This window comes from Streptomyces laculatispora (assembly GCF_017353455.1).
GTDB lineage: Bacteria > Actinomycetota > Actinomycetes > Streptomycetales > Streptomycetaceae > Streptomyces > Streptomyces laculatispora.
The window spans coordinates 1-21,622 of record NZ_JAFMPZ010000073.1; the positions used below are offsets into that span (position 1 = coordinate 1).

Sequence of the window (21,622 nt, forward strand, 5' to 3'; positions counted from 1 at the left end):
GACCTGCTGGCAGAGCTCGCGGGTGGGGACGACGATCAGTGCCTGCGGCGCGTCGGTCAGCTTCTCGGGCGCCGCCCGGCCCGCCTCGACGTCCGCGAGGACGGTGACGCGCTCCAGCAGCGGCAGACCGAAACCGAGGGTCTTGCCCGTGCCGGTCTTGGCCTGCCCGATGACATCGGAGCCGGAGAGCGCTACGGGGAGCGTCATCTCCTGGATGGGGAAGGGGGACGTGATGCCGACGGACTCAAGGGCCTCGGCCGTCTCGGGAAGAATCCCGAGGTCTCGGAACGTAGTCAGGGTATTGCCTCTTCTGTGAAACGCGGTCCGAGGCGAACGAAGGGGGTCGTACCGTGCCGGGGTTGGTCATCCGGCCGTGGATGGGCCGGGTGGCGCGGGACCACTGCCGTCGCTCGAGCGCTCGTGCCGCTGAGGGGGCCCCTCGCCTGCGGTCGCACGTGGCGTACGCATCGCGTGGAGGGCTGTCGGGTCGGAGCCGATCGGGCCACCGACCGGGCATCCTCATTCAATTTCGCGCCACGAGCAGTTGCAAAATGCTCAGTAAGCGCAATACCACTGTACCCCGGATTCGTGCATCTGTGTTGGGCGAATTCATCGGAACGGTGTGACGTCAGTCGGCGGCCGGACCCCTCCGCCGCTCGGCGGGCGGGCTATTCTGCGCTCCATGGAGACGCCTGACAACGCCACGCAAACCCCCGCATCCACCAAAATCGCCGACCAGGACTGGGCCACCGCGTCCACGGAGCCGCAGTACCGGGCCGCCGTCGTGGACCTGCTGGGAGCACTTGCCTATGGGGAGCTGGCGGCCTTCGAGAGGCTCGCCGAGGACGCGAAACTCGCGCCGACGCTGGGTGACAAGGCGGCGCTGGCGAAGATGGCGTCCGCGGAATTCCATCACTTCGAGCGGCTGACCGACCGGCTGACGGCGATCGAGGTGGAGCCGACCGGCGCCATGGAGCCGTTCGCCAAGGCGCTCGACGACTTCCACCGCCAGACCGCGCCGTCGGACTGGCTGGAAGGCCTGGTCAAGGCCTATGTCGGTGACTCGATCGCCAGTGACTTCTACCGCGAGGTCGCGGCCCGGCTCGACTCCGACACCCGCTCCCTCGTGCTCGCCGTGCTCGACGACACGGGCCACGGCAACTTCGCCGTCGAGAAGGTGCGCGCCGCGATCGAGGCGGACCCGAGGCTCGGTGGCCGGCTCGCGCTGTGGGCGCGTCGGCTGATGGGCGAGGCGCTCTCGCAGGCGCAGCGGGTGGTGGCCGACCGCGACGCGCTGTCGACCATGCTGGTGGGCGGGGTCGCCGACGGATTCGACCTGGCCGAGGTCGGCCGGATGTTCTCGCGGATCACCGAGGCGCACACCAAGCGCATGGCCACCCTGGGGCTTGCGGCCTAGGACCGCCTCGCGGGGGCCGGGGCGGCGGCGTCAGGCCGCCGCCGACCGGCTCAGGCGGCGGCTGCGTGGCCGGATCAGCAGGGACACCGTCACCGCGGAGATGAGCACCGCGCCGATCAGCGTCGCCGCCGCGTGGCCGGAGCCCAGCACCGAGTGCATCAGATACAGGCCGAACAGGGCGCCCAGCGCTCCGGTGCCGAAGACGGCCCGAGGGGACGGGAGACGGGGCGACAGGGAGCGGAGCGCCGCCCACGAGAGGGCGAGTCCGAGTACGACGGAGCCCAGGATTTCCAAGATCACAGATGATCACCTCGCAGGTACGGGGCGGGCAATTCGGTCGTAGGCGGTACTACCCCACGGCCGCGGAACGCAACCCTCCCGCGGACAGGCTTCGCTCAGCTGTCGCACAGCAACGGCCCTCGCACCGGAACGGCTGTCACAGCGGACGGCCGACGTGCGGGACCGCCGTCGCGCGGCTCGTACCCGGGGCAGGACGGAAACTCGCATCCGGGGCACGACGGAAAGCGGCCCGGCGGGGAATTCCCCGCCGGGCCGCTTCCACGGTCGCTGTGTCCGTGCGCGCCGCTACAGCGCGCCGAACCCCACCCGTCGTGTGCTGGGCTCGCCGATCTCCACGTAGGCGATCCGGTCGGCCGGCACCAGGACCTTGCGGCCCTTCTCGTCCGTGAGGCTGAGCAGCTGCGCCTTGCCGGCGAGAGCCTCGGAAACCGCGCTCTCGACCTCTTCGGCGGAAAGCCCGCTCTCCAGAACGATCTCCCGGGGCGTGTGCTGCACCCCGATCTTGACCTCCACGGCTATGTCCCTCCGACGGTCAGTCCCTGCGCGGTGAACCGCGCCGTACGCAGCACACATTAGCCCGCTGAAGGGACTGGCCAGGGGTCCGCGGGCAACGCCCGCAGCGAACACGGACGCCGGCCGCCGCACTCAGTGCTGATCGATGCCGTGCAGCGGGAAGCCCGCGATGCCCCGCCAGGCCAGCGACGTGAGCAGCTGCACCGCAGTGTCACGCGGGATGGCGGACCGGCTGGAGAGCCAGTAGCGGGCGACCACCTGGGACACCCCGCCCAGGCCCACGGCGAGCAGCATCGACTCGTCCTTGGACAGGCCGGTGTCACCGGCGATCACGTCGGAGATCGCCTCGGCGCACTGCAGCGAGACCCGGTCGACCCGCTCGCGCACGGCGGGCTCGTTGGTCAGGTCCGACTCGAAGACCAGCCGGAAGGCGCCGCCCTCGTCCTCGACGTACGCGAAGTAGGCGTCCATCGTCGCTGCCACGCGCAGCTTGTTGTCGCTCGTCGACGCGAGCGCCGTGCGCACCGACTGGAGCAGCGACTCGCAGTGCTGGTCGAGCAGGGCCAGATACAGCTCCAGCTTGCCCGGGAAGTGCTGATAGAGCACCGGTTTGCTGACCCCGGCCCGTTCCGCGATGTCGTCCATCGCGGCGGAGTGGTAGCCCTGCGCGACGAAGACCTCCTGGGCGGCACCCAGGAGCTGATTGCGTCGGGCGCGACGCGGCAGGCGAGTGCCCCGCGGGCGCGCCGCCTCGGTCTGCTCGATGGCTGTCACGCCGCCTCCCAAATTTGTGATCCGACACACCGTTCCGTGCTCGCTGCGCCGTACCTCCATCGTACTTTCGGGTAACCCGGGTATGCGCGGCGCGGACGCAGAATTTCACGGACCGGACGACTGCGGTAGCCACAGATTCTCTTGACCTGTGCCGTATAGCAGGACGTATCAGCGGTAATCGTCCTCGTCGTCGGTGACGACGCGGGCCTGTTCCGCCGCGTCCGCCTCGTTCGCGCGGTTCCGGTCGAGATCCGTCAGTGGTTCGTCGCTCTCGGGGCGCAGCTCCGCCTGCTGCTCGGCGGCATCCGCCTCGGGCGTCTCCTGTCCGGGTTCGTCCGGCTGGACTTCCTCGAAGGTCTCCGGGTCACTGGGGTCGACCGTCATTGGGGACTCCCTTCCTTGCCCCGAGCCTAGGAGCAACGCCCCGAAGCCGCTACGCGATGTGTGACGGCGAACACATGAATCCCGGTGTGATCGTCTCGTAACATTGCCGCATGTCTTCGACCGAGCTGCCGGGAGTCCGTGCCGCCGCCGCAGCGGTGGCCCCCACGGTGAGCGCGGTCAGGGTCGCGGAGGGCGAGAGACTCCGCTCCGTGACGCTGGCCGGACTCACGCTGACCGTCCGTTCACGGCCACCGGAGCGGACGGGCCTGGCGCCCGCCCTCTACGTGCACGGGCTCGGCGGCTCCTCGCAGAACTGGTCGGCGCTGATGCCGCTCCTCCAGGACGTGCTGGACGGCGAGGCGGTCGATCTGCCCGGCTTCGGGGACTCCCCGCCGCCGGACGACGGCAACTACTCGGTCACCGGTCACGCCCGCGCGGTGATCCGCTTCCTGGACGCGGGGGAGCGGGGGCCCGTCCATCTGTTCGGCAACTCCCTCGGCGGCGCGGTGGCGACCCGGGTCGCGGCGGTCCGCCCCGACCTGGTGCGCACGCTCACCCTGATCTCGCCCGCGCTCCCCGAGATCCGGGTGCAGTGGTCGGCCGCGCCGACCGCACTGCTCGCCGTTCCGGGGCTCGTATCCCTGGTCTCCCGGATGACCCGGGACTGGAGCGCGGAAGAACGCACCCGCGGAGTCATGGCACTCTGTTACGGCGATCCGGCACGGGTCTCCGAGACGGGCTTCCGTGCGGCGGTGGCCGAAATGGAGCGACGGCTGGAACTGCCGTACTTCTGGGACGCCATGGCGCGCTCGGCGCGTGGCATCGTCGATGCGTACACGCTGGGCGGTCAGCACGGGCTGTGGCGTCAGGCCGAGCGGGTGCTCGCGCCGACCCAGCTCGTGTACGGCGGACGGGACCGGCTCGTCTCGTACCGGATGGCACGCAGGGCGTCCGCGGCCTTCCGCGATTCGCGGCTGCTGACACTGCCCGACGCCGGGCACGTGGCGATGATGGAGTACCCGGAGGCGGTCGCCCAGGCGTTCCGGGAACTGCTCGACGAAGACGGCGGGAGCTGATCCGGGGCGTGGGACGACACAGTCGAAAGGGCCCTGAGGCCAAGGCGCCCGAGGCCGGGCCCGCCCCGGTGGACGCGGGCGCCGGGCGCGAGGGCACCCGGCCCGCACCCGGCAGCGGCCGGCGCAGGCGGCCGGGCGAGGTGCCATCGGGCACCGACGGCCACACCCCGTTCCAGGGAGCTCCCCAGGTGCGCGGCGGTCACCCCGAACAGCGTGAACCCGGCGGTGGCTGGGGCACCGGGCCGGTCGAGCGGCCGGGCACGCCGGGCGGCGTCCCCGGCCGCACCGGTGTCCAGGCACCGGCGCAGGCGCGTCCGCAGGTACCGCGGAATGCGCAGGGGGCCGGCACCAAGCCGCTGATACCGGGACCGCGACGGGAGTTCGTCGAGGCATTCGACGCCCCGTCCGCATCCCGCGGCCCGGCACCTGAACCGGCCGCCCCCGCCGATCCGTACAGCTCCGTCAGCGACTGGGACGAGCGGCCGCCGGGCGGCGAGGACGGCCCCAAGGACTCCAAGGACTCCAGGGGCGGCAGGGGTCGCACCTTCACCGGTATCGCGGCCGCCGCGGTGACCACGGTGCTCGCGGTGGTCGTGGCGGGCCAGGTCGCCCACGACAGCGGCGGCCGGACCAGTGCCGCGCAGCCCGCGGGCGTCGACCGGGACGGCACCGACGACACCTCCCGTTCGGACAACAGGGATACCCCCGCGCCCAAGGTGGTGCTCAAGCCCCTTTCGTACGAGCAGAAAATGGCCAAGGCCTATCCGCTGGCACCGAAGCTCAAGGGTTCGGGGAAATTCGAAGCCGTACCCGGTGAGGCGAAGGCTCCGGGCAAGGGGCGCAAGTACCGCTATCGGATCGATGTCGAGAAGGGGCTCGGGCTCGACTCCGCGCTCTTTGCCGAGGCGGTCCAGAAAACTCTTAATGATGAACGGAGTTGGGCACACGACGGGGAGATGACCTTCGAAAGGATTTCCACCGGCGAGCCGGATTTCGTGATCACGCTGGCCAGTCCGGGAACCACCGGACTCTGGTGCGAGAAATCCGGGCTGGACACGACGCTGGACAACGTCTCGTGCGACTCCGCCGCCACCGAGCGCGTGATGATCAACGCCTATCGCTGGGCCCAGGGGTCCTCCACCTTCGGCCCGGACAAGCTCTACTCCTACCGCCAGATGCTGATCAACCACGAGGTGGGCCACCGGCTGGGGCACAACCATGTGAGCTGCGGCACGCCAGGCGCGCTCGCTCCGGTGATGCAGCAGCAGACCAAGTCGCTGAATATCGACGGTATCAAGTGCCGCGCCAACGCCTGGGTGTATCCGGTCGGTTGAGCCCGGACCGCGTCCGCGCGAGTGGTCGCGGGTCCGGTGGCCGGGGGCCGGTGTCCGGACCGGTGGGGATGCTCCCCCCGGGACACCTGTCCGAATAGTGAGACCGTCGTCTCATATCGCGTTGACATCGTGAGGGCCGTCGCTCATATTTCTCGGCATGTCACGCAGCCTCGTCACCTTCGATCGCGCCGCCATTGAGCTGGCGCTCATCGGTGTGACCGGGCACAGTGTCGCCGACGTCGACTGTTGCTGACGCCTGCCCGAGTGCGCGTCGGCCCCTCCCGCCCGAGCCCTGATGGGCCGGCCGGATGACCTTCCGACTGCCGCACCGGGCGTATTCCGTCCGCAGGCGCGGCAGTTTCCAGTGTTCCGGTCCCTGTACCGACCGGTCGTGTGCACATGTCTCTCGTCGCCGCCTGCACGGATTCGTTTCTGTTTCCTTCATTCAGGCAGTTCTCCGAGAGGTCACCTTCCGATGCGTCAACCGTCCGTCATATCGCGCCGCGTAGCAGCGGCCGCCGCAGTACTCGCCGTGGCCGCGGGCGCCGCGGCCTGCGGGCCCGAGGGCAGCAGCAAGGGCGGCGACGGCAGCTCCGGCGCGGCGGGCGCGCCCAAGAAGGGCGGCACGCTCACCGTCCTCAACAGCGCCCCCCAGGAGGACTTCGACCCCGCCCGGCTCTACACCTCCGGCGGCGGCAACGTCCCCTCGCTCGTCTTCCGCACGCTCACCACCCGCAACCGTGAGGACGGTGCGGCCGGCTCGAAGGTCGTCCCCGACCTCGCGACCGACCTGGGCACGCCCAGCAAGAACGCCACCGTCTGGACGTACACGCTCAAGGACAACCTCAAGTACGAGGACGGCACCGCGATCACGAGTGCCGACATCAAGTACGGCATCGAGCGCTCCTTCGCGGCCGAGCTCTCCGGCGGCGCGCCCTACCTGCGCGACTGGCTGATCGGCGGGGCCGGCTACCAGGGCCCGTACAAGGACAAGAAGGGCCTCGACTCGATTCTGACGCCCGACGCGAAGACGATCGTCTTCCACCTCAACAAGCCCGAGGGTGAGTTCCCCTTCCTGGCCACCCAGACCCAGACCACTCCCGTGCCGAAGGCCAAGGACACCGGCACGAAGTACGAGGAGCACCCGCTCTCCTCCGGCCCGTACAAGGTCGTCAGGAACGAGGGCGACGGCGAACGCCTCACCCTGGAACGCAACACCTACTGGTCGGCCGGCACCGACGAGGAGCGCAAGGCCTACCCCGACCGGATCGACGTCCGCTCCGGGCTCGACTCCGCCGTCATCAACCAGCGGCTGTCCGCCTCGCAGGGCTCCGACGCCGCGGCCGTCACCACCGACACCAACCTCGGCCCGGCCGAGCTCGCCAAGGTCAGCGGTGACAAGAAGCTCGCGGCCCGGGTCGGCACCGGCCACTTCGGCTACACCAACTACATCGCCTTCAACCCGAAGGTGAAGCCGTTCGACAACCCGAAGGTGCGCCAGGCGATCTCGTACGCCGTGGACCGCAGCTCCGTCGTCAACGCCGCGGGCGGCTCCTCGCTCGCCGAGCCCGCCACCACCTTCCTGCCCGACCAGGCGTCGTTCGGCTACACGCCGTACGACGCCTTCCCGGCCGGCAAGACCGGCAACGCGGCCAAGGCGAAGCAACTGCTGAAGGAGGCCGGCTACCCCAAGGGGCTGACCGTCACCCTCACGCACAACAACGAGAAGAACTTCGCGACCAGCCCGGAGATCGCCACCGCGCTCCAGGAAGCGCTGAAGAAGGCCGGGATCACCGTCAAGCTCCGCGGCCTGGAGTCCAACGCCTACTCGGACACCGTCTACAACGTGAAGACCGAGCCGGGCTTCTTCCTCGGCGGCTGGGGCGCCGACTGGCCCTCCGGCGGACCGTTCTTCGCCCCGATCTTCGACGGACGCCAGATCGTCAGGGCCGGGTACAACTTCAACTCCGGCCAGCTGAACGACCCCGCGGTCAACAAGGAGATCGACGAGATCAACAAGCTGACCGACCTGAGCGCCGCCGCCAAGCGCTGGGGTGCGCTCGACAGGAAGGTCGGTGAGCAGGCGCTGACCGTGCCGCTGTTCCACCCGGTCTACAAGCGCCTGTACGGCGAGTCCGTCAGAAACGTCGTGATCAGCGACTGGACCGGCGTGCTCGACATCTCGCAGGTCGCGGTCAAGTAGCCATGACCGAAGCACTGCTGGTCAAGGAGGCGGGGGCCGTCGCGGCCCCCGCTTCCGGGGCCCATCCGTTCTGGCGGCGGCTGCGTACCCGGCGCTCGGCCCTCGTGGCCGCCGCCGTCGTCGCCCTGCTGGTCCTGACCGCGCTCGCCGCACCGCTGCTCGCGGGCATCGAGGGCCAGAACCCCACCACCTACCACCCGGACCTCGTCGACTCCGCCACCGGCGGGGTGCCGCTCGGCTCCTTCGGCGGGATCAGCGCCGAGCACTGGCTCGGCGTCGAACCGCTCACCGGGCGCGATCTCTTCGCCCGCGTCGTGTACGGCGCCCGGGTCTCGCTCGGCGTCGCGCTCGGCGCGACCCTGCTCCAGGTGGCCATCGGCCTCGTCGTCGGCCTCGCGGCCGGTCTCGGCAACCGCCTCGTCGACCAGGTGTTCAGCCGGATCACCGATGTCATGGTCGCCCTGCCGGTCATGGTGGCCGCCCTCGGCGCGCTCGCCGTCGTCCCGGCCGGATTCCCGCGCCCGGTGCTGATCGCCCTGCTCGTCGGCCTGGTCGGCTGGACCCACATCTCCAAGATCGTGCGCGCCAAGACCCTCGCCCTGAAATCGCTCGACCACGTCGCGGCGGCCCGGCTCAGCGGCTGGGGGTCCTGGCAGATCGCCCGGCGTGAGCTGCTGCCCGCGCTGGCGGCGCCCGTCATCACGTACGCCGTACTGCTCTTCCCCGCCAACATCGTCGTCGAGGCCGCCCTGTCCTTCCTCGGCGTCGGCATCAAGCCGCCCACGCCGTCCTGGGGACAGATGCTCAGCGACGCCGACACCTGGTACCAGGCCGCGCCCACCTATCTGCTGATCCCGGCCGGGCTGCTCTTCGTCACCGTGCTGGCGCTCACCGTCCTCGGTGAGGGCGTGCGCACCGCGCTCGACCCGCGCGCCGCCTCCCGGCTGCGGATCGGCACCGGCGCGAAGAAGGAGGCCGGAGCATGACGTGGTTCCTGCTGCGGCGCCTGGGCGGGGCGCTCTTCGTCCTGCTCGCCCTCAGTCTCGTCGTCTACGCCGCCTTCTACGTGGCACCGGGCGACGTCGCACAGATCGCCTGCGGCCCCCGCTGCTCGCCCGCTCAGGTCGCCCAGGTCAGCGAACAGCTGCGCCTCGACGACCCGGTGTACGTGCAGTACGCGCACTTCCTCCAGAGCCTGGTCGCCGGCCGCGACTACTCCACCGGAACCGGTGTGGTGCACTGCCAGGCCCCCTGCCTCGGACTCTCCTACCAGAGCGGCCAGCAGGTCACCCAGCTGATCGTCGCCAAGCTGCCGGCCACCGTCTCGCTCGCGGTCGGCGCCTTCGTGCTGTGGATGCTGCTCGGGGTCGGCACCGGACTGCTCTCGGTGTGGCGGCGCGGCCGCGCCACCGAGCGCATCCTCACCGGGATCACCCTGGCCGGCATGGCCACACCGGTCTTCGTGATCGGCCTGCTGCTGATCATCATCTGCGTCACGGCGCTCCAGATCCTGCCGTTCCCGGATTACGTCCCCTTCACCGAGGACCCGGAGCAGTGGGCCTGGAACCTCGTACTGCCCTGGATCTCCCTGGCCCTCGTCTCCGCCGCCCCGTATGCCCGGATGACCCGGTCCTCGATGCTGGAGACGCTCGCCGAGGACCATGTGCGCACCTTCAGGGCGTACGGGGTCAGCGAGCGCGTGATCGTCGGACGGCACGCCCTGCGCGGCGCGCTCGCCCCGGTGATCGCGCTCGGCGCACTGGACATCGGCTCGATGTTCGGCGGCGCCGTGCTCACCGAGTCCCTCTTCGGGATTCCGGGCGTCGGCCGCGAACTCGTCGCAGCCGTACGGAACGTGGACCTCCCGGTCGTCGTCGGTCTGGTGCTCGTCACCGGGTTCTTCGTCGTCCTTGCCAATGCCGTCGCGGACATCCTGCAGGCGATGGCCGACCGACGGGTGGTGCTGTCATGAGTCTCGTCGAGGTCACCGATCTCTCGATCTCGTTCGGCGACGTACAGGCGGTGCGCGGACTGTCGTTCTCACTGGAGGCGGGCGGCGCGCTCGGCGTCGTCGGCGAGTCCGGCTCCGGCAAGAGCGCGTCCGCGTACGCCCTGCTCGGGCTGCACCGGGGGACGGGCGCGCGGGTCGGCGGTTCGATCCGGGTCGCCGGTGTGGACGTCCACACCGCCGACGACACGGAACTGCGCGGGCTGCGCGGGGCGAAGGCCGCGATGGTCTTCCAGGACCCGCTCTCCTCGCTGGACCCGTACTACGCCGTCGGCGACCAGATCGCCCAGGTGTACCGCGTCCACAACCGGGTCTCCCGGCGGGCGGCCCGGACCAGGGCCGTCGAGGTGCTGGACCGGGTCGGGATCCCGGACGCGGTACGCCGCTCCCGGTCCCGGCCGCACGAGTTCTCCGGCGGAATGCGGCAACGGGCGCTGATCGCGATGGCGCTGGCCTGCGAGCCGCAGCTGCTGATCGCCGACGAGCCCACCACCGCGCTCGACGTCACCGTCCAGGCCCAGATCCTCGACCTGCTGCACAACCTGCGCCGGGAGACGGGCATGGGGCTGCTGCTGGTCACCCATGACGTGGGCGTGGCGGCGGAGTCGGTGGACGAGGTACTGGTCATGCGGTCCGGCCTCGCGGTGGAACGGGGACCGGTGGCCCAGGTCCTCGGTGCCCCGCGCGAGCCCTACACGAAGGCGTTGCTGTCGGCGGTGCCGCGCATCGCTCCGGAGCCGGGCGGCCCTGCGGCCGCGACCGGGCGCGCGGTCCCCGACGGGGCCGAGGTGCTCGTCGAGGCCGACGGGGTGCGGCAGGTGTTCGGCCGGGGGAAGTCCGCCCTGGCCGCCGTCGACGGCGTCTCCCTCACCGTCCGCCACGGCGAGACGCTCGGCATCGTCGGGGAGAGCGGCAGCGGCAAGACCACCCTCGGGCGGATGCTCGTCGGTCTGCTGGAACCCACCTCCGGCCGGCTCACCCGGGCGGACCGGGTCCAGATGGTCTTCCAGGACCCGCTCTCCTCGCTCAACCCGCGCCGCTCCGTGGGCGAGTCCGTCGCCGACCCGCTGCGGGCGCGCGGGCAGCGTGACGAGGGCGCGATCAGGGCGCGCGTCCGGGAGCTGCTGGAGCGCGTCGGGCTCGACCCGGAGCAGTACGACCGCTACCCGCACGAGTTCAGCGGCGGACAGCGCCAACGCGTCGGCATCGCACGGGCGCTGGCCGCCGAACCGAGGCTGATCGTCTGCGACGAGGCGGTCTCCGCCCTCGACGTGACGACCCAGGCCCAGGTGACCGCGCTGCTGGCCGAGCTCCAGCGGGAACTGGGACTCGCGCTGGTCTTCATCGCGCACGATCTCGCGGTCGTGCGCCAGGTCAGCGACCGGGTGGCCGTCATGCGCCACGGCCGGATCGTCGAGGAGGGCCCGGTGGAGCAGGTGTACGGAGAGCCCCGCGACCCGTACACCAAGCAGCTCCTGGCGGCCGTGCCGGCGCTCGATCCGGCACTCGCGGCGGTCCGCCGCGCGGCTCGCGCGGAGCTGACCGCGGCCTGACCGTACGTAATCGACCGCCTCTATAGCGCGACGGAACGCCGCGGGGGCGGGAAAGTTACGACGGTTCACCCCTTTCGGTGGTGCGACGGACAACCGTCCGTCGCGCCACCGGCGTATCCGCTTACGGTCGTCCCGCTGTGAGTCGCCGATCCAACGGTGGCCGCCCACAAGGGAGATCGGGGGTGTACTCGTGCGGATCGGACTCCTCACCGACGGTGGTTATCCGTATGCGACCGGTGAGTCCAGACTCTGGTGCGACCGTCTGGTGCGCGGACTCGCGCAACACGAGTTCGATCTCTTCGCGCTCAGCCGCACCGCTGAACAGGAGGCGCGTGGCTGGGTCCAGCTCCCTTTCCAGGTGAGCCGGGTACGGACGGCGCCGCTGTGGATCGCCGACGAGGACACCCTGGGACTGCACGCCCCCAGGCGGCTGCTTTCGCGACTGCTGGCCGGCGGCGGCGCGCGCTCCTACGGGCGGCGTGAACGACGGCGCTTCACCACCCACTTCACCGCGCTCGCGACCGCGGTCTGCGCCGCTGGTGCGACCGGCGGCGAGCGGGGAGAAGCCGGTGGAACCGCCGGGCCCGGGGAATCCGCCGGGCCCGGCGGATACGGCGACGGGGAACGCGCCGCCGCCGGTGCCGGGGACGCGCGGTTCACCGAAGGCCTGTACGGTCTCGCCGAACTGGCCTGCGAACACGGCGGACTTCCCGCGGCGCTCCGCTCCGAGACCGCGGTACGGATCCTGGAGGCGGCCTGCCGTGCGCCCGGCACCGGCCGCACCGTCCAGGCCGCCACCGTCCCCGACCTCCTCGCCTTCGCCGCGGAGCTCGACCGGGTGCTCCGTCCGCTCTCCCTCGACTGGTACGACGAGGAGAGCCTCGGCGCCGTGGACCTCTGCCACGCCACCTCGGGAGGTGCCGCCGCCCTGCCCGGTCTGCTGGCCAAACGCTTCTTCGGCGTGCCGCTGCTGGTCACCGAGCACTCCGTGCAACTGCGGTCGCACTACCTCGCGGCGGCCGGCACCCCGCTCAGTGCGCCGGTGCGCGCCCTGCTCGCGAACTTCCACGGCCGGCTCGCCGCCGAGGTGTACCGCCAGGCCGCGCTCATCACCCCCGGCAATACGCACGCCCGCCGCTGGCAGGAGCGCTGCGGTGCGGAACCCGCCAAGGTGCGCACGGTCTACCCCGGCATGGAGTCCGGCCGGTTCGCCGCGCTGGGCGAGAACGAGGGAGACGGCGGCCCGGACACCCTGGTGTGGGTCGGCAGGATCGAGCCCGCCAAGGATCTGGTCGCCCTGCTGCACGCCTTCGCGCAGGTGCGCCGGGCCGAACCGGACGCCCGGCTGCGGATCATCGGCGCGGCGGCCCAGGGGCCGGAGGGGGCCACCTATCTCGCGCACTGCCGGGCACTCGCCGCCCAGCTCTTCCCGGACGAGGCCGCCGACGCGCACGCCGTCGGCGACAACCCGGTCTCCTTCGAGGACATCGGCGGGGCAGGGGTCCCCGACCTCGCCCAGGCGTACGCGGCCGGCGGGGTCGTGGTGCTCTCCAGCGTGGTCGAGGGCTTCCCGATCAGCCTGGTCGAGGCGATGTTCTGCGGCCGGGCCACGGTCTCGACGGACGTCGGCGCGGTCGTCGAGGTCATCGGCGGGACGGGGCTCGTGGTGCCGCCGCGCAATCCCCGGGCGCTCGCGGACGCCTGTCTGGCACTGCTGCGCGACCCGGAGCGCCGTGCGCGCCTGGGCGCGGCGGCCCGTGCCCGCGCGCTCGAACTCTTCACGGTCGAACAGAACCTCGCGGCGTTTCGCGGTATTTACCTGGAGCTGATCGCCCAGGCGCCGGTGCGCCGGGAGGCGGCGACGGTGAACACGGACGGCGGACCGCGCCCCTTCGCCACCCCTCCGGAGGCCCACGTCCTCGGCCTGTGGCCGGAGCCCGACGAGGCCCTCGCCCCGGGGCCGGCCGAGCACACGCCCAGCTGGGCCGGGCGCGGAGTCTGCGCGGGAGCGCGCGGAGCGGGGGACCGCGATGCGTGACCAGGAAGCGGCCGGGCCGGGCCGCCGTAGCGACCGGTCCGGGCCGTCCGGCGCCCCCGGTGAAGAACACGGAGGAACCACGATGGGCCGCCCGACCGAGGTGCCCGGCACACCGACGACCGGCAGCGGCTGGGACCCCCGCTCGCGGGCGCTGGTCTCCGATTCGCCGGCCGTCGACGTCTCCGAACCGTCCTGGGGGCCGGCTGCCCCCCAGGACGCGTCGGCGGACGGCGAGGCCGTGGCCGGGCCGGTGGCCGCAGCGGCACAGAGCGCCCCGGCGGAGACGGCACCACAAGGCGTCCCGGAGCGCGGAACACACCCCTGCGCCCGCGCACCCGAGATCGCGCACGCCGCCCCGGCGCGCAAGCTCAGCACCGGGCGGCGCGGTCCGGCCGACCCCGTGAAGTCGCTCATGCACCGGCACCGCGAACTCTGCGAGCGGGCCGTCGATCCGCTGGAGATCGCCGCCGGGCTCGAAGCCCACGGTGTCACCGACCGCACCGCCGCCCGCTACCGGCACCGTGATGTGTTCTCGCTCGCCGAGGAGCTGTTCGCACGGGTACCGGGCAGCGTGGGGGAGCCCGTCGGAGCGCTCTTCGCTCCGGCGCATGACATCCGCACGCGCGCCGCATGGTCGCTCCGGGCGCTGCTGCCGGGCGCCGCCTGCCTGGCCACCCTCGTCTCACTGCGGCTCACCGACGGGGTGCTCAGCGGCGAGGCACGGCTCGCCATCGGCAGCGGCGGCGCGCTCCTGGCGTTCATCGGGCTCGCCCTCGCCCTGCGCACCGGCCCGCTCTCCACCGGCGGCCGCTCCGCGGGCGCCGCCAACCTGTACGGCTGCTGGCTCATCGGCTACGCCCTGTACGGCGAGGCCCTGCTCCAGCAGGTCATCAGCGGCGGCCCCGAAGGCCCTTGGGCGCTCACCCCGGCGCCGCTGCTCGGGCTCGCGATGGCGGTCGCGCCGGCGGCCTGGTGCGCACACTTCTTCTCGCTGCACGCACACCGCAAACTCAACGGCAGCCATGCGCTGGAGGAGTTCGCGGCAGGCGTGCGTCCCCTGCTCTTCGGTGCCGTCGCGTTCTTCCTCTGCGTCGTCACCGGGCTGCTCTGCCTGGCCGGGCTCGGGACCGGGGGCGGCGTCCCCGTCGGGGCCGCCGGCCTCGGGGTACTGCTCCTGCTGGCCCGGCTCCTCACCGTCCACGGCTTCCCCGAACCGGCCGCCACCGGACTCGCCGCCGCCTGCGCCGTCGAGGCCGCCGCCCCCGCCCTGGTCCTGGCCGGGCGGCTGCCCGGTCTCCACGCCCTCGCCCGGCCCGTCGACGCCCTCGTTGAGGCGTCGGGCACCGGCGCCGTACCCGCCCTGGCCTGCGGCGCGGCCGCACTCGGCCTGCTGACCACCGCCACCGTCGCTCTCTCCCGAGCATCCGCCCACACCGCCGCCTGACGCACGTCAACAGCCCCCGCGGAGCCGACGCCGCGGGTCCCTTCCCGCACGTACGCAACTGCCTCAAGGAGACACCGGACATGACCCCCCAATACCTCGCACCGGCAGCCCGCCGTCGGCACCCAGGGGGCGCGCGATGAGGGTGCTGCTGCTCGGAGCCAACGGATTCCTCGGCCGGTTCGTCGCCGACCGGCTGCTCGCCGACCCCGCCGTACACCTCACGGCGCTCGGCCGCGGCGACGACGCCGACGTACGGTTCGACCTCGCCGGCGGCAGCCCGGGAGCGCTCACCCGCTTCCTGGACGCCGTCCACCCCGGAGTCGTCGTCAACTGCGCGGGCGCCACCCGTGGCGGGGCGCGCGACCTGACCCGCCACAACACCGTCGCCGTCGCTACCGTCTGCGAGGCGATGCGGCGCAGCGGCTGCACCGCCCGCCTCGTCCAGGTCGGCTGCTCCTCGGAGTACGGACCCTCGCAGCCCGGCTCGTCCACCGCGGAGGACGCCATCCCCCGCCCCGGCGGCCCGTACGGCGTCAGCAAGCTCGCCGCCACCGAACTCGTCCTCGGCTCCGGCCTCGACGCGGTCGTGCTGCGGGTCTTCTCACCGGTCGGCCCCGGCACCCCGGCCGGTTCCCCGCTCGGCCGGCTCGCCGAGGCGATGCGCCGCGCCATGCAGTCCGGTGACGGCGAGCTGAAGCTCAGCGGCCTCGGTGTGCAGCGCGACTTCGTCGATGTGCGCGATGTCGCGCGCGCCGTGCACGCCGCCTCGCTCTCCGCCGCCCAGGGGGTCGTCAACATCGGCACCGGCCGGGCCGTACGGCTCCGCGACGCCGCCGCCGTGCTCGCCAAGGTCGCCGGATACGGCGGCGCGCTCCACGAGCTGGACGCACCCCCCGCCCGGCTGCCCATCGGCGCACCCCGTACCTCCACCGAATCGGTCATCGAGCACCTCTCGGCCACCCCGTCGCCCTACCCGGACGGCTGCGGCGCCTGGCAGCAGGCCGATGTGCGCACCGCCAGGGACCGGCTCGGCTGGCGCCCCCGGATCAATCTGGAGGAGTCGCTCGCCGACATCTGGATGGAGGCGGCGTGCCGTATCTGACCGGTACCGGCACGGCCCGCAGGACCAGCGGCGCCGCACAGCTCGGCTTCGGCGTCCCCGGCTACGCCCACCCGCTGCTCGCGCCCGTCGAATGGGCCGAGCTCAGCCGCCCCGGCACCCCGCTGCACTGGGCCGTCCTCGATATCGACAACGGCCCCGGCACCCGTCCCGACCCGCACTGCCTGGAGGCCGCGGGCCGGCTCCGTAACGCCCGCGAACGGGCCGTGCACGGCGAGGAGGCGCCGGACTCCGTACGGGCCTCGGCCGGCCGGCTGCTCGGCCGGCTCGATCTGGCCTTCGGCGACCGGCCCTTCGACGCGCTGATCACCGACGCCCGGTCGTTCCTGGACTGGTACCGCGTCGACGGCTTCTACCTCGACCGGTGCCCGGCCGGGCGCCCCGGCCTCCCGGCGGTCCGCCGGCTCACCAGCACGCTCGCCGCGCTCCTGGCGGACAGCGACAGCACGCGGGACGGCGGACACCTGGTGCTGGGGCACGACACCCACCCGTATCCCGGCTACGCCGAGGCCGCCGACCAGCTCGTCACCTTCCGCGGCGCGTGGACGGACTACCGCTGGTCGCAGGTGGCGGAGTGGACCGCCGCCTACCCGCCCGGCCGGTTCGCGCACTTCGTGCACGGCGTCCCGCGCAGCCATCTGGAGGAGGCGATGCGCATCGCACGCTGGCAGGGTGCCGGGACGATCTTCTTCACGGACCGCACCGGAGAGGCGGATCGGGCGAACAGGCGCGGACAAACCGATCCATTCGCGACGCTGCCCAGGTACTGGGACGAAATTGTCTCGCGGATCGGACCTGGTATCTCGGAATGAGAGGGGGCGTGGCAGTGTTACCGCAAGAACAACCGTACGTAGCCGAAGTACGTAGAAACCGACCACCTGCATTGTTGAGGTTCCTGTGTCGCTGCCACCCCTGGTCGAGCCAGCTGCTGAGCTCACCGTCGACGAGGTCCGCAGGTACTCCCGCCACCTGATCATCCCGGATGTCGGGATGGACGGGCAGAAGCGGCTGAAGAACGCGAAGGTGCTCTGTGTGGGCGCCGGCGGTCTCGGCTCGCCGGCCCTGATGTACCTGGCCGCCGCCGGTGTCGGAACGCTCGGCATCGTGGAGTTCGACGAGGTCGACGAGTCGAACCTGCAGCGCCAGATCATCCACAGCCAGGCCGACATCGGCCGCTCCAAGGCCCAGTCCGCCAAGGACTCGGTGCTGGGCATCAACCCGCTGGTGAACGTGGTCCTTCACGAGGAACGGCTCGAAGCCGAGAACGTGATGGAGATCTTCGCCCAGTACGACCTGATCGTGGACGGCACGGACAACTTCGCCACCCGCTATCTCGTCAACGACGCCGCGGTGCTGCTGAACAAGCCGTACGTCTGGGGCTCCATCTACCGGTTCGACGGTCAGGCTTCCGTCTTCTGGTCCGAGCACGGTCCCTGCTACCGCTGCCTCTACCCGGAGCCGCCGCCCCCCGGCATGGTTCCGTCCTGCGCCGAGGGCGGCGTGCTGGGCGTGCTCTGCGCGTCCATCGGCTCCATCCAGGTCAACGAGGCCATCAAGCTGCTCGCCGGAATCGGCGACCCGCTCGTCGGCCGGCTGATGATCTACGACGCCCTGGAGATGCAGTACCGCCAGGTCAAGGTCCGCAAGGACCCCGACTGCGCGGTCTGCGGCGAGAACCCGACCGTCACCGAGCTCATCGACTACGAGGCCTTCTGCGGCGTCGTGTCCGAGGAGGCCCAGGAGGCGGCGCTCGGCTCCACGATCACTCCCAAGCAGCTCAAGGAGTGGATCGACGCGGACGAGAAGATCGAGATCATCGACGTCCGCGAGCCGAACGAGTACGAGATCGTCTCGATCCCCGGCGCGAAGCTGATCCCGAAGAACGAGTTCCTGATGGGCAACGCCCTCCAGGACCTCCCGCAGGACAAGCGCATCGTGCTGCACTGCAAGACCGGTGTCCGCAGCGCCGAGGTCCTCGCGGTCCTCAAGTCGGCGGGCTTCGCCGACGCGGTGCACGTCGGCGGCGGCGTGATCGGCTGGGTCAACCAGATCGAGCCCGAGAAGCCGGTGTACTAGAGCCCGACCGTCTGTTCCGGAGGGGCCGGTCCGCGTCGCGCGGGCCGGCCCCTCCGGCGTGTCCGCGTGCTGCCCTACGAGCAGGTCTTGCCGTCCGCCGGGACCTTCCCGTCCAGGAAGTACGTGTCGACCGTCGACGTGACGCAGGTGTTCCCGCCGTAGGCGCCGTGCCCCTCGCCCTTGTTGGTCAGCAGGACGCCGACGCCCTTGCCCAGCTCGTCCGCCATCTTGCGCGCACCCTCGTACGGCGTCGCGGGGTCGCCCGTCGTCCCCACGACCAGGATCGGACCGGCGCCCGGAGCGCTCGCCTCCGGGGTGTCGTGCTCACCCTTCACCGGCCAGTCGGAGCACCAGCCCGCGGTGTCCCAGGCCAGGAACGCGCCGAAGACCGGGGACAGCTTCTCGAACTCGGGCAGCAGCGCCTTCGCCTCGGCCGCCGTCGGCCGGGCCCTGCTGTCCGCGCAGGAGATGGCCCGCTGCGAGTGGCTCTCGGTGTCGTAGTGGCCCTTCCCGTCGCGGCCGTTGTACGAGTCGGCCAGCTGCAGCAGCATGCTGCCCCGGCCGCCCTCCGCCTCGTCCAGCGCCTGGGTCAGGAACGGCCAGTTGCCCTTGGAGTAGAGCGGCATCACTATGCCCGTGAGGGCCAGTGACTCGTTGAGCTCACGGGACGTACCGGTCGGCAGCGGCTTCCTGTCGATCCGCGCCAGCAGCCGGGCGATGCGCCGGGTGCCCGCCTTTGGGTCCTGGCCGCGGTCCTTGAGGTAGTTGTCCAGCGCCCGCTGGAAGCCGGTCGTCTGGTTGCGGGCGTGCCCGACGGCGTCCGCCGTGGGGTCGACGACGGCGTCCAGGACGGTGCGCCCGACGTTCGCCGGGAAGAGGTGCGCGTAGGTGCCGCCCAGCTCGGTGCCGTACGACATGCCGAAGTACGTCAGCTTCCGGTCACCGAGCACCTCGCGGATCAGGTCCATGTCCCGGGCGGCGTTCGTCGTGCCGACGAACGGCAGGACCTTGCCCGAACGGCGCTCGCAGCCGGCGCCGAAGTCCGCGCCGTCCTTCATGAACGCCGCCTCCTCCGCCGCCGTGTCCGGAGTCATGTCCACCTCGCGGTTGGCGGCCTCCTGCTCCCGGTCGGAGCGGCACCGCACCCCGGCGCTCCCGGCCACCCCGCGCGGATCGAAGCCCACCAGGTCGTAACGGGTGTTGAGCTTCCCGTACGAACCGGCGGCGCGCGGCAGGATGGAGACCCCCGAACCGCCGGGGCCGCCGAAGTTGAACAGCATCGAGCCCAGGCGCCGGCCCTTGTCCCGGGCCTCCTTGCGGATCAGCGCGATCCCGATCGTGGCGCCGTCCGGCTCGGTGTAGTCCAGCGGAACGCGGACCTTCGCACACCGCCAGTCCGAACCCGGAGCGGTCCCGCCCCCGGGGGCCTCGCAGCGGTTCCAGTCCAGGCGCTGCGAGGTGAGCGAACCGGGCAGTGCCGGGAGCCGTACCGGCTTCCCGCTCGCGGTGGACGAGGCCGCGGCGGACGGTGAGGCGGCCGTGCTGCCGTCAGCCCGTTTGCCGGGCTTGTCGTCCGCGGTGTCCTCACAGCCCGCGAGCACCCCCGTCAGCAGCAGCGCGGCGGCGGCCAGCGCCCCGGCCCGTGCGTATGAGACCACGTGTGTGTCCCTCCCCGTTGTGCCTGCCCGGTCGACAGTCCGCTCATCGTAGGACGGCGTCCGGACAGCCCTGGGGCCTCTCGTTTGGATCATGCCGGGCTCGCGGGGTCCGGTGCGCACATCTGCGGCGTTGTCGTCGGTCGCCCATGCTCCGCATTGACTCCCTCCTCCGTCTTGCAGCTGCACGCGCCGGACCCCGCTCCCTGATCCGGCCTGATCCAAACGAAAGGCCCTAGCCGCAGACCGTCCCGGCGGCCGGTACCTTGCCGTCCAGCAGATAGCCGCCCACCGCCTTCTGCACACAGGCGTTGCCGCTGTTGTACGCGCCGTGCCCCTCGCCCTTGTACGTCATCTCCACGCCGACGCCCTTGCCCAGCTCGTCGGCCATCGCCCGCGCGCCCTTGTACGGGGTCGCCGGGTCGCCGGTGTTGCCGATGACCAGCTGGGGGGCCGAGCCCGGGGCGCTGACGTCGGGGTGGTCCCAGGCGCCCGCCACCGGCCAGCCGGTGCAGGCCATCAGGCCCCAGCCCAGGTAGTCGCCGAAGACTGGTGAGGCTTCGCGGAACCCGGGGAGCTTCGCCCTGGTCTGCTCCAGGGTGAACCGTTCCTTGGAGTCCGCGCAGCTGATGGCCGTGTTGGCCGCGGCGGAATTGTCGTAGTGGCCGTTGTCCGAGCGGCCGTTGAGGGAGTCGGCGAGGGCCAGCAGCAGCCCGCCGTCGCCGCCGTCGGCCTCGTCCAGGCCCTGCTCCAGCAGCGGCCAGGTCTCCTTGGAGTACAGGGCCGAGGCGATGCCGGTGGTGGCCTGCGTCTGCGTCAGCTTCCGTGCACCGAGCCCGGGCACGGGCTTCTTCTCCAGCCGGCTCAGGAGATCGGACACCCCCTGCTCGACCTCACCGGCGTTGGAACCCGGCAGTTTGCAGGCGTCGCCCCGGTCCGCGCAGTCCTTGGCGAAGTTGTCCAGCGCGAGCTGGAACCCCTTGGCCTGGCCCAGGGAGGACTGCTCGGCGTCCTCGGTCGGGTCCACCACCGCGTCCAGCACCGACCTGCCGACGTTCTTCGGGAACAGGTGCGCGTAGACACCGCCCAGTTCGGTGCCGTACGAGATGCCGAAGTAGTACAGCCGGTCGTCGCCCAGCACCTGACGCATCAGGTCCATGTCGCGGGCGGCGTTCGTCGTCCCGACGAAGGGGAGCTCCCTGCCCGAGTTCTTCTCGCACGCCGCCGCGTACGTCTTCGTGTCATCGGTGAACGCCTTCTCCTCGGAGGCGTCGTCCGGCGTCCCGTCGGCCTGGTAGCGCACGTCCAGCTGCTTGTCGTTCTCGCACGTCACCCCGTCGCTGCGGCCGACCCCGCGCGGGTCGAAGCTCACCAGGTCGTAGCGGGTGCGCAGCTTGTCGTACTCGGTGCCGAAGGCGGGCAGGGTGGCGACGCCGGAGGAGCCGGGGCCGCCGAAGTTGAAGATGAGCGAACCGATCCGGTTCTTCCGGTCCATGGCCTTCGCGCGGACGAGCGCCAGCTCGATGGTGTCGCCGTCGGGCTCGGCGTGGTCGAGCGGGACCTTCATCACGGAGCACTCCCAGACGGCCCCGCCGGGCAGCGGGGACGGTGCGGCGCCGCCGCCCTCCGCCTGGGACGGGGCGGGGCAGTGCTTCCACGTCAGTTTCTGGGTGGCGAGGGCGGACGGCCCGGAGCTCCCGGCGGCGGCCGCCGGGAGCTCCGGGCCG

Annotated in this window: 20 protein-coding genes; 13 read left to right on the forward strand and 7 right to left on the reverse strand. The window is 71.7% G+C overall.

Features of this window, described 5'->3' with window-relative positions:
* Positions 1-297 (reverse strand): DEAD/DEAH box helicase (locus J1C73_RS03610; RefSeq protein WP_207315059.1); only part of this gene is annotated, 297 nt, incomplete at its 3' end.
* A gap of 385 nt (positions 298-682) precedes the next feature.
* On the opposite strand from J1C73_RS03610, the gene J1C73_RS03615 reads away from it, so the two are divergent.
* Positions 683-1,417: a ferritin-like fold-containing protein gene (locus J1C73_RS03615; protein ID WP_123461493.1), complete on the forward strand. Its 735-nt coding sequence runs from the start codon at positions 683-685 to the stop codon at positions 1,415-1,417.
* A 30-nt stretch (positions 1,418-1,447) separates the two neighbouring features.
* On the opposite strand, the gene J1C73_RS03620 is transcribed toward J1C73_RS03615, so the two are convergent.
* The 4 genes from J1C73_RS03620 to J1C73_RS03635 form a co-directional block, all read right to left on the reverse strand.
* The gene (locus J1C73_RS03620; RefSeq protein ID WP_207315048.1) at positions 1,448-1,717 is read right to left on the reverse strand and encodes a hypothetical protein; all 270 of its coding nucleotides are present in this window, start codon (positions 1,715-1,717) and stop codon (positions 1,448-1,450) included.
* 285 nt (positions 1,718-2,002) lie between these two features.
* Positions 2,003-2,230, reverse strand: a complete 228-nt coding sequence (locus tag J1C73_RS03625; protein ID WP_024490505.1) for a DUF3107 domain-containing protein — start codon at positions 2,228-2,230, stop codon at positions 2,003-2,005.
* A 132-nt stretch (positions 2,231-2,362) separates the two neighbouring features.
* Positions 2,363-3,004: a TetR/AcrR family transcriptional regulator gene (locus tag J1C73_RS03630; RefSeq protein WP_123461495.1), complete on the reverse strand. Its 642-nt coding sequence runs from the start codon at positions 3,002-3,004 to the stop codon at positions 2,363-2,365.
* A gap of 168 nt (positions 3,005-3,172) precedes the next feature.
* Positions 3,173-3,388 carry an Rv3202a family protein gene (locus J1C73_RS03635; protein ID WP_207315049.1) on the reverse strand — a complete coding sequence of 72 codons (216 nt, stop codon included), beginning with the start codon at positions 3,386-3,388 and terminating at the stop codon, positions 3,173-3,175.
* A gap of 110 nt (positions 3,389-3,498) precedes the next feature.
* On the opposite strand from J1C73_RS03635, the gene J1C73_RS03640 reads away from it, so the two are divergent.
* The 12 genes from J1C73_RS03640 to moeZ all read left to right on the forward strand — a co-directional run bounded on the left by J1C73_RS03640 (position 3,499) and on the right by moeZ (position 18,240).
* Positions 3,499-4,464, forward strand: coding sequence for an alpha/beta fold hydrolase (locus J1C73_RS03640; protein WP_123461497.1), 966 nt, complete (start codon positions 3,499-3,501; stop codon positions 4,462-4,464).
* 8 nt (positions 4,465-4,472) lie between these two features.
* Positions 4,473-5,798: a DUF3152 domain-containing protein gene (locus J1C73_RS03645; RefSeq protein ID WP_207315050.1), complete on the forward strand. Its 1,326-nt coding sequence runs from the start codon at positions 4,473-4,475 to the stop codon at positions 5,796-5,798.
* 157 nt (positions 5,799-5,955) lie between these two features.
* The gene (locus J1C73_RS35870; protein ID WP_311316959.1) at positions 5,956-6,051 is read left to right on the forward strand and encodes an Ms4533A family Cys-rich leader peptide; all 96 of its coding nucleotides are present in this window, start codon (positions 5,956-5,958) and stop codon (positions 6,049-6,051) included.
* 222 nt (positions 6,052-6,273) lie between these two features.
* A complete protein-coding gene (locus J1C73_RS03650) occupies positions 6,274-8,001 on the forward strand; it encodes an ABC transporter substrate-binding protein (protein ID WP_207315051.1) in 1,728 nt (575 codons plus the stop codon).
* Positions 8,002-8,003: 2 nt separating this feature from the next.
* Positions 8,004-8,987 carry an ABC transporter permease gene (locus J1C73_RS03655; protein ID WP_207315052.1) on the forward strand — a complete coding sequence of 328 codons (984 nt, stop codon included), beginning with the start codon at positions 8,004-8,006 and terminating at the stop codon, positions 8,985-8,987.
* Positions 8,984-9,973, forward strand: coding sequence for an ABC transporter permease (locus tag J1C73_RS03660; protein ID WP_207315053.1), 990 nt, complete (start codon positions 8,984-8,986; stop codon positions 9,971-9,973). The genes J1C73_RS03655 and J1C73_RS03660 overlap by 4 nt, the downstream gene beginning before the upstream one ends.
* Positions 9,970-11,562: a dipeptide ABC transporter ATP-binding protein gene (locus tag J1C73_RS03665; RefSeq protein ID WP_207315054.1), complete on the forward strand. Its 1,593-nt coding sequence runs from the start codon at positions 9,970-9,972 to the stop codon at positions 11,560-11,562. Before J1C73_RS03660 ends, J1C73_RS03665 begins: the two co-directional genes overlap by 4 nt.
* A gap of 190 nt (positions 11,563-11,752) precedes the next feature.
* A complete protein-coding gene (locus J1C73_RS03670; protein ID WP_207315055.1) occupies positions 11,753-13,600 on the forward strand; it encodes a glycosyltransferase in 1,848 nt (615 codons plus the stop codon).
* An 82-nt stretch (positions 13,601-13,682) separates the two neighbouring features.
* Positions 13,683-15,044 (forward strand): hypothetical protein, encoded by a 1,362-nt coding sequence (locus J1C73_RS03675; protein WP_242643668.1) that lies wholly within the window; start codon positions 13,683-13,685, stop codon positions 15,042-15,044.
* Positions 15,045-15,180: 136 nt separating this feature from the next.
* Complete coding sequence (locus J1C73_RS03680) at positions 15,181-16,146, forward strand: NAD-dependent epimerase/dehydratase family protein (protein ID WP_123461504.1); 966 nt, start codon at positions 15,181-15,183, stop codon at positions 16,144-16,146.
* The gene (locus tag J1C73_RS03685; RefSeq protein WP_207315056.1) at positions 16,134-16,976 is read left to right on the forward strand and encodes a spherulation-specific family 4 protein; all 843 of its coding nucleotides are present in this window, start codon (positions 16,134-16,136) and stop codon (positions 16,974-16,976) included. The genes J1C73_RS03680 and J1C73_RS03685 overlap by 13 nt, the downstream gene beginning before the upstream one ends.
* A gap of 85 nt (positions 16,977-17,061) precedes the next feature.
* Positions 17,062-18,240 carry an adenylyltransferase/sulfurtransferase MoeZ gene (gene moeZ, locus J1C73_RS03690; protein WP_123461506.1) on the forward strand — a complete coding sequence of 393 codons (1,179 nt, stop codon included), beginning with the start codon at positions 17,062-17,064 and terminating at the stop codon, positions 18,238-18,240.
* A gap of 74 nt (positions 18,241-18,314) precedes the next feature.
* On the opposite strand, the gene J1C73_RS03695 is transcribed toward moeZ, so the two are convergent.
* Both J1C73_RS03695 and J1C73_RS03700 read right to left on the reverse strand, forming a co-directional pair.
* A complete protein-coding gene (locus J1C73_RS03695) occupies positions 18,315-19,898 on the reverse strand; it encodes an alpha/beta hydrolase (RefSeq protein WP_207315057.1) in 1,584 nt (527 codons plus the stop codon).
* Positions 19,899-20,130: 232 nt separating this feature from the next.
* On the reverse strand, positions 20,131-21,622 hold a 1,492-nt coding region (locus tag J1C73_RS03700), incomplete at its 5' end, for an alpha/beta hydrolase (protein ID WP_207315058.1).

Excerpts from the sequence above, each read along its gene's own strand:
- J1C73_RS03650 (WP_207315051.1), top strand. The coding sequence starts at position 6,274 with ATGCGTCAACCGTCCGTCATATCGCGCCGCGTAGCAGCGGCCGCCGCA.
- J1C73_RS03660 (WP_207315053.1), top strand. The coding sequence starts at position 8,984 with ATGACGTGGTTCCTGCTGCGGCGCCTGGGCGGGGCGCTCTTCGTCCTG.
- J1C73_RS03615 (WP_123461493.1), top strand. The coding sequence starts at position 683 with ATGGAGACGCCTGACAACGCCACGCAAACCCCCGCATCCACCAAAATC.
- J1C73_RS03665 (WP_207315054.1), top strand. The coding sequence starts at position 9,970 with ATGAGTCTCGTCGAGGTCACCGATCTCTCGATCTCGTTCGGCGACGTA.
- J1C73_RS03635 (WP_207315049.1), bottom strand. The coding sequence starts at position 3,388 with ATGACGGTCGACCCCAGTGACCCGGAGACCTTCGAGGAAGTCCAGCCG.
- J1C73_RS03675 (WP_242643668.1), top strand. The coding sequence starts at position 13,683 with ATGGGCCGCCCGACCGAGGTGCCCGGCACACCGACGACCGGCAGCGGC.
- J1C73_RS03640 (WP_123461497.1), top strand. The coding sequence starts at position 3,499 with ATGTCTTCGACCGAGCTGCCGGGAGTCCGTGCCGCCGCCGCAGCGGTG.
- J1C73_RS03680 (WP_123461504.1), top strand. The coding sequence starts at position 15,181 with ATGAGGGTGCTGCTGCTCGGAGCCAACGGATTCCTCGGCCGGTTCGTC.
- J1C73_RS35870 (WP_311316959.1), top strand. The coding sequence starts at position 5,956 with ATGTCACGCAGCCTCGTCACCTTCGATCGCGCCGCCATTGAGCTGGCG.
- J1C73_RS03655 (WP_207315052.1), top strand. The coding sequence starts at position 8,004 with ATGACCGAAGCACTGCTGGTCAAGGAGGCGGGGGCCGTCGCGGCCCCC.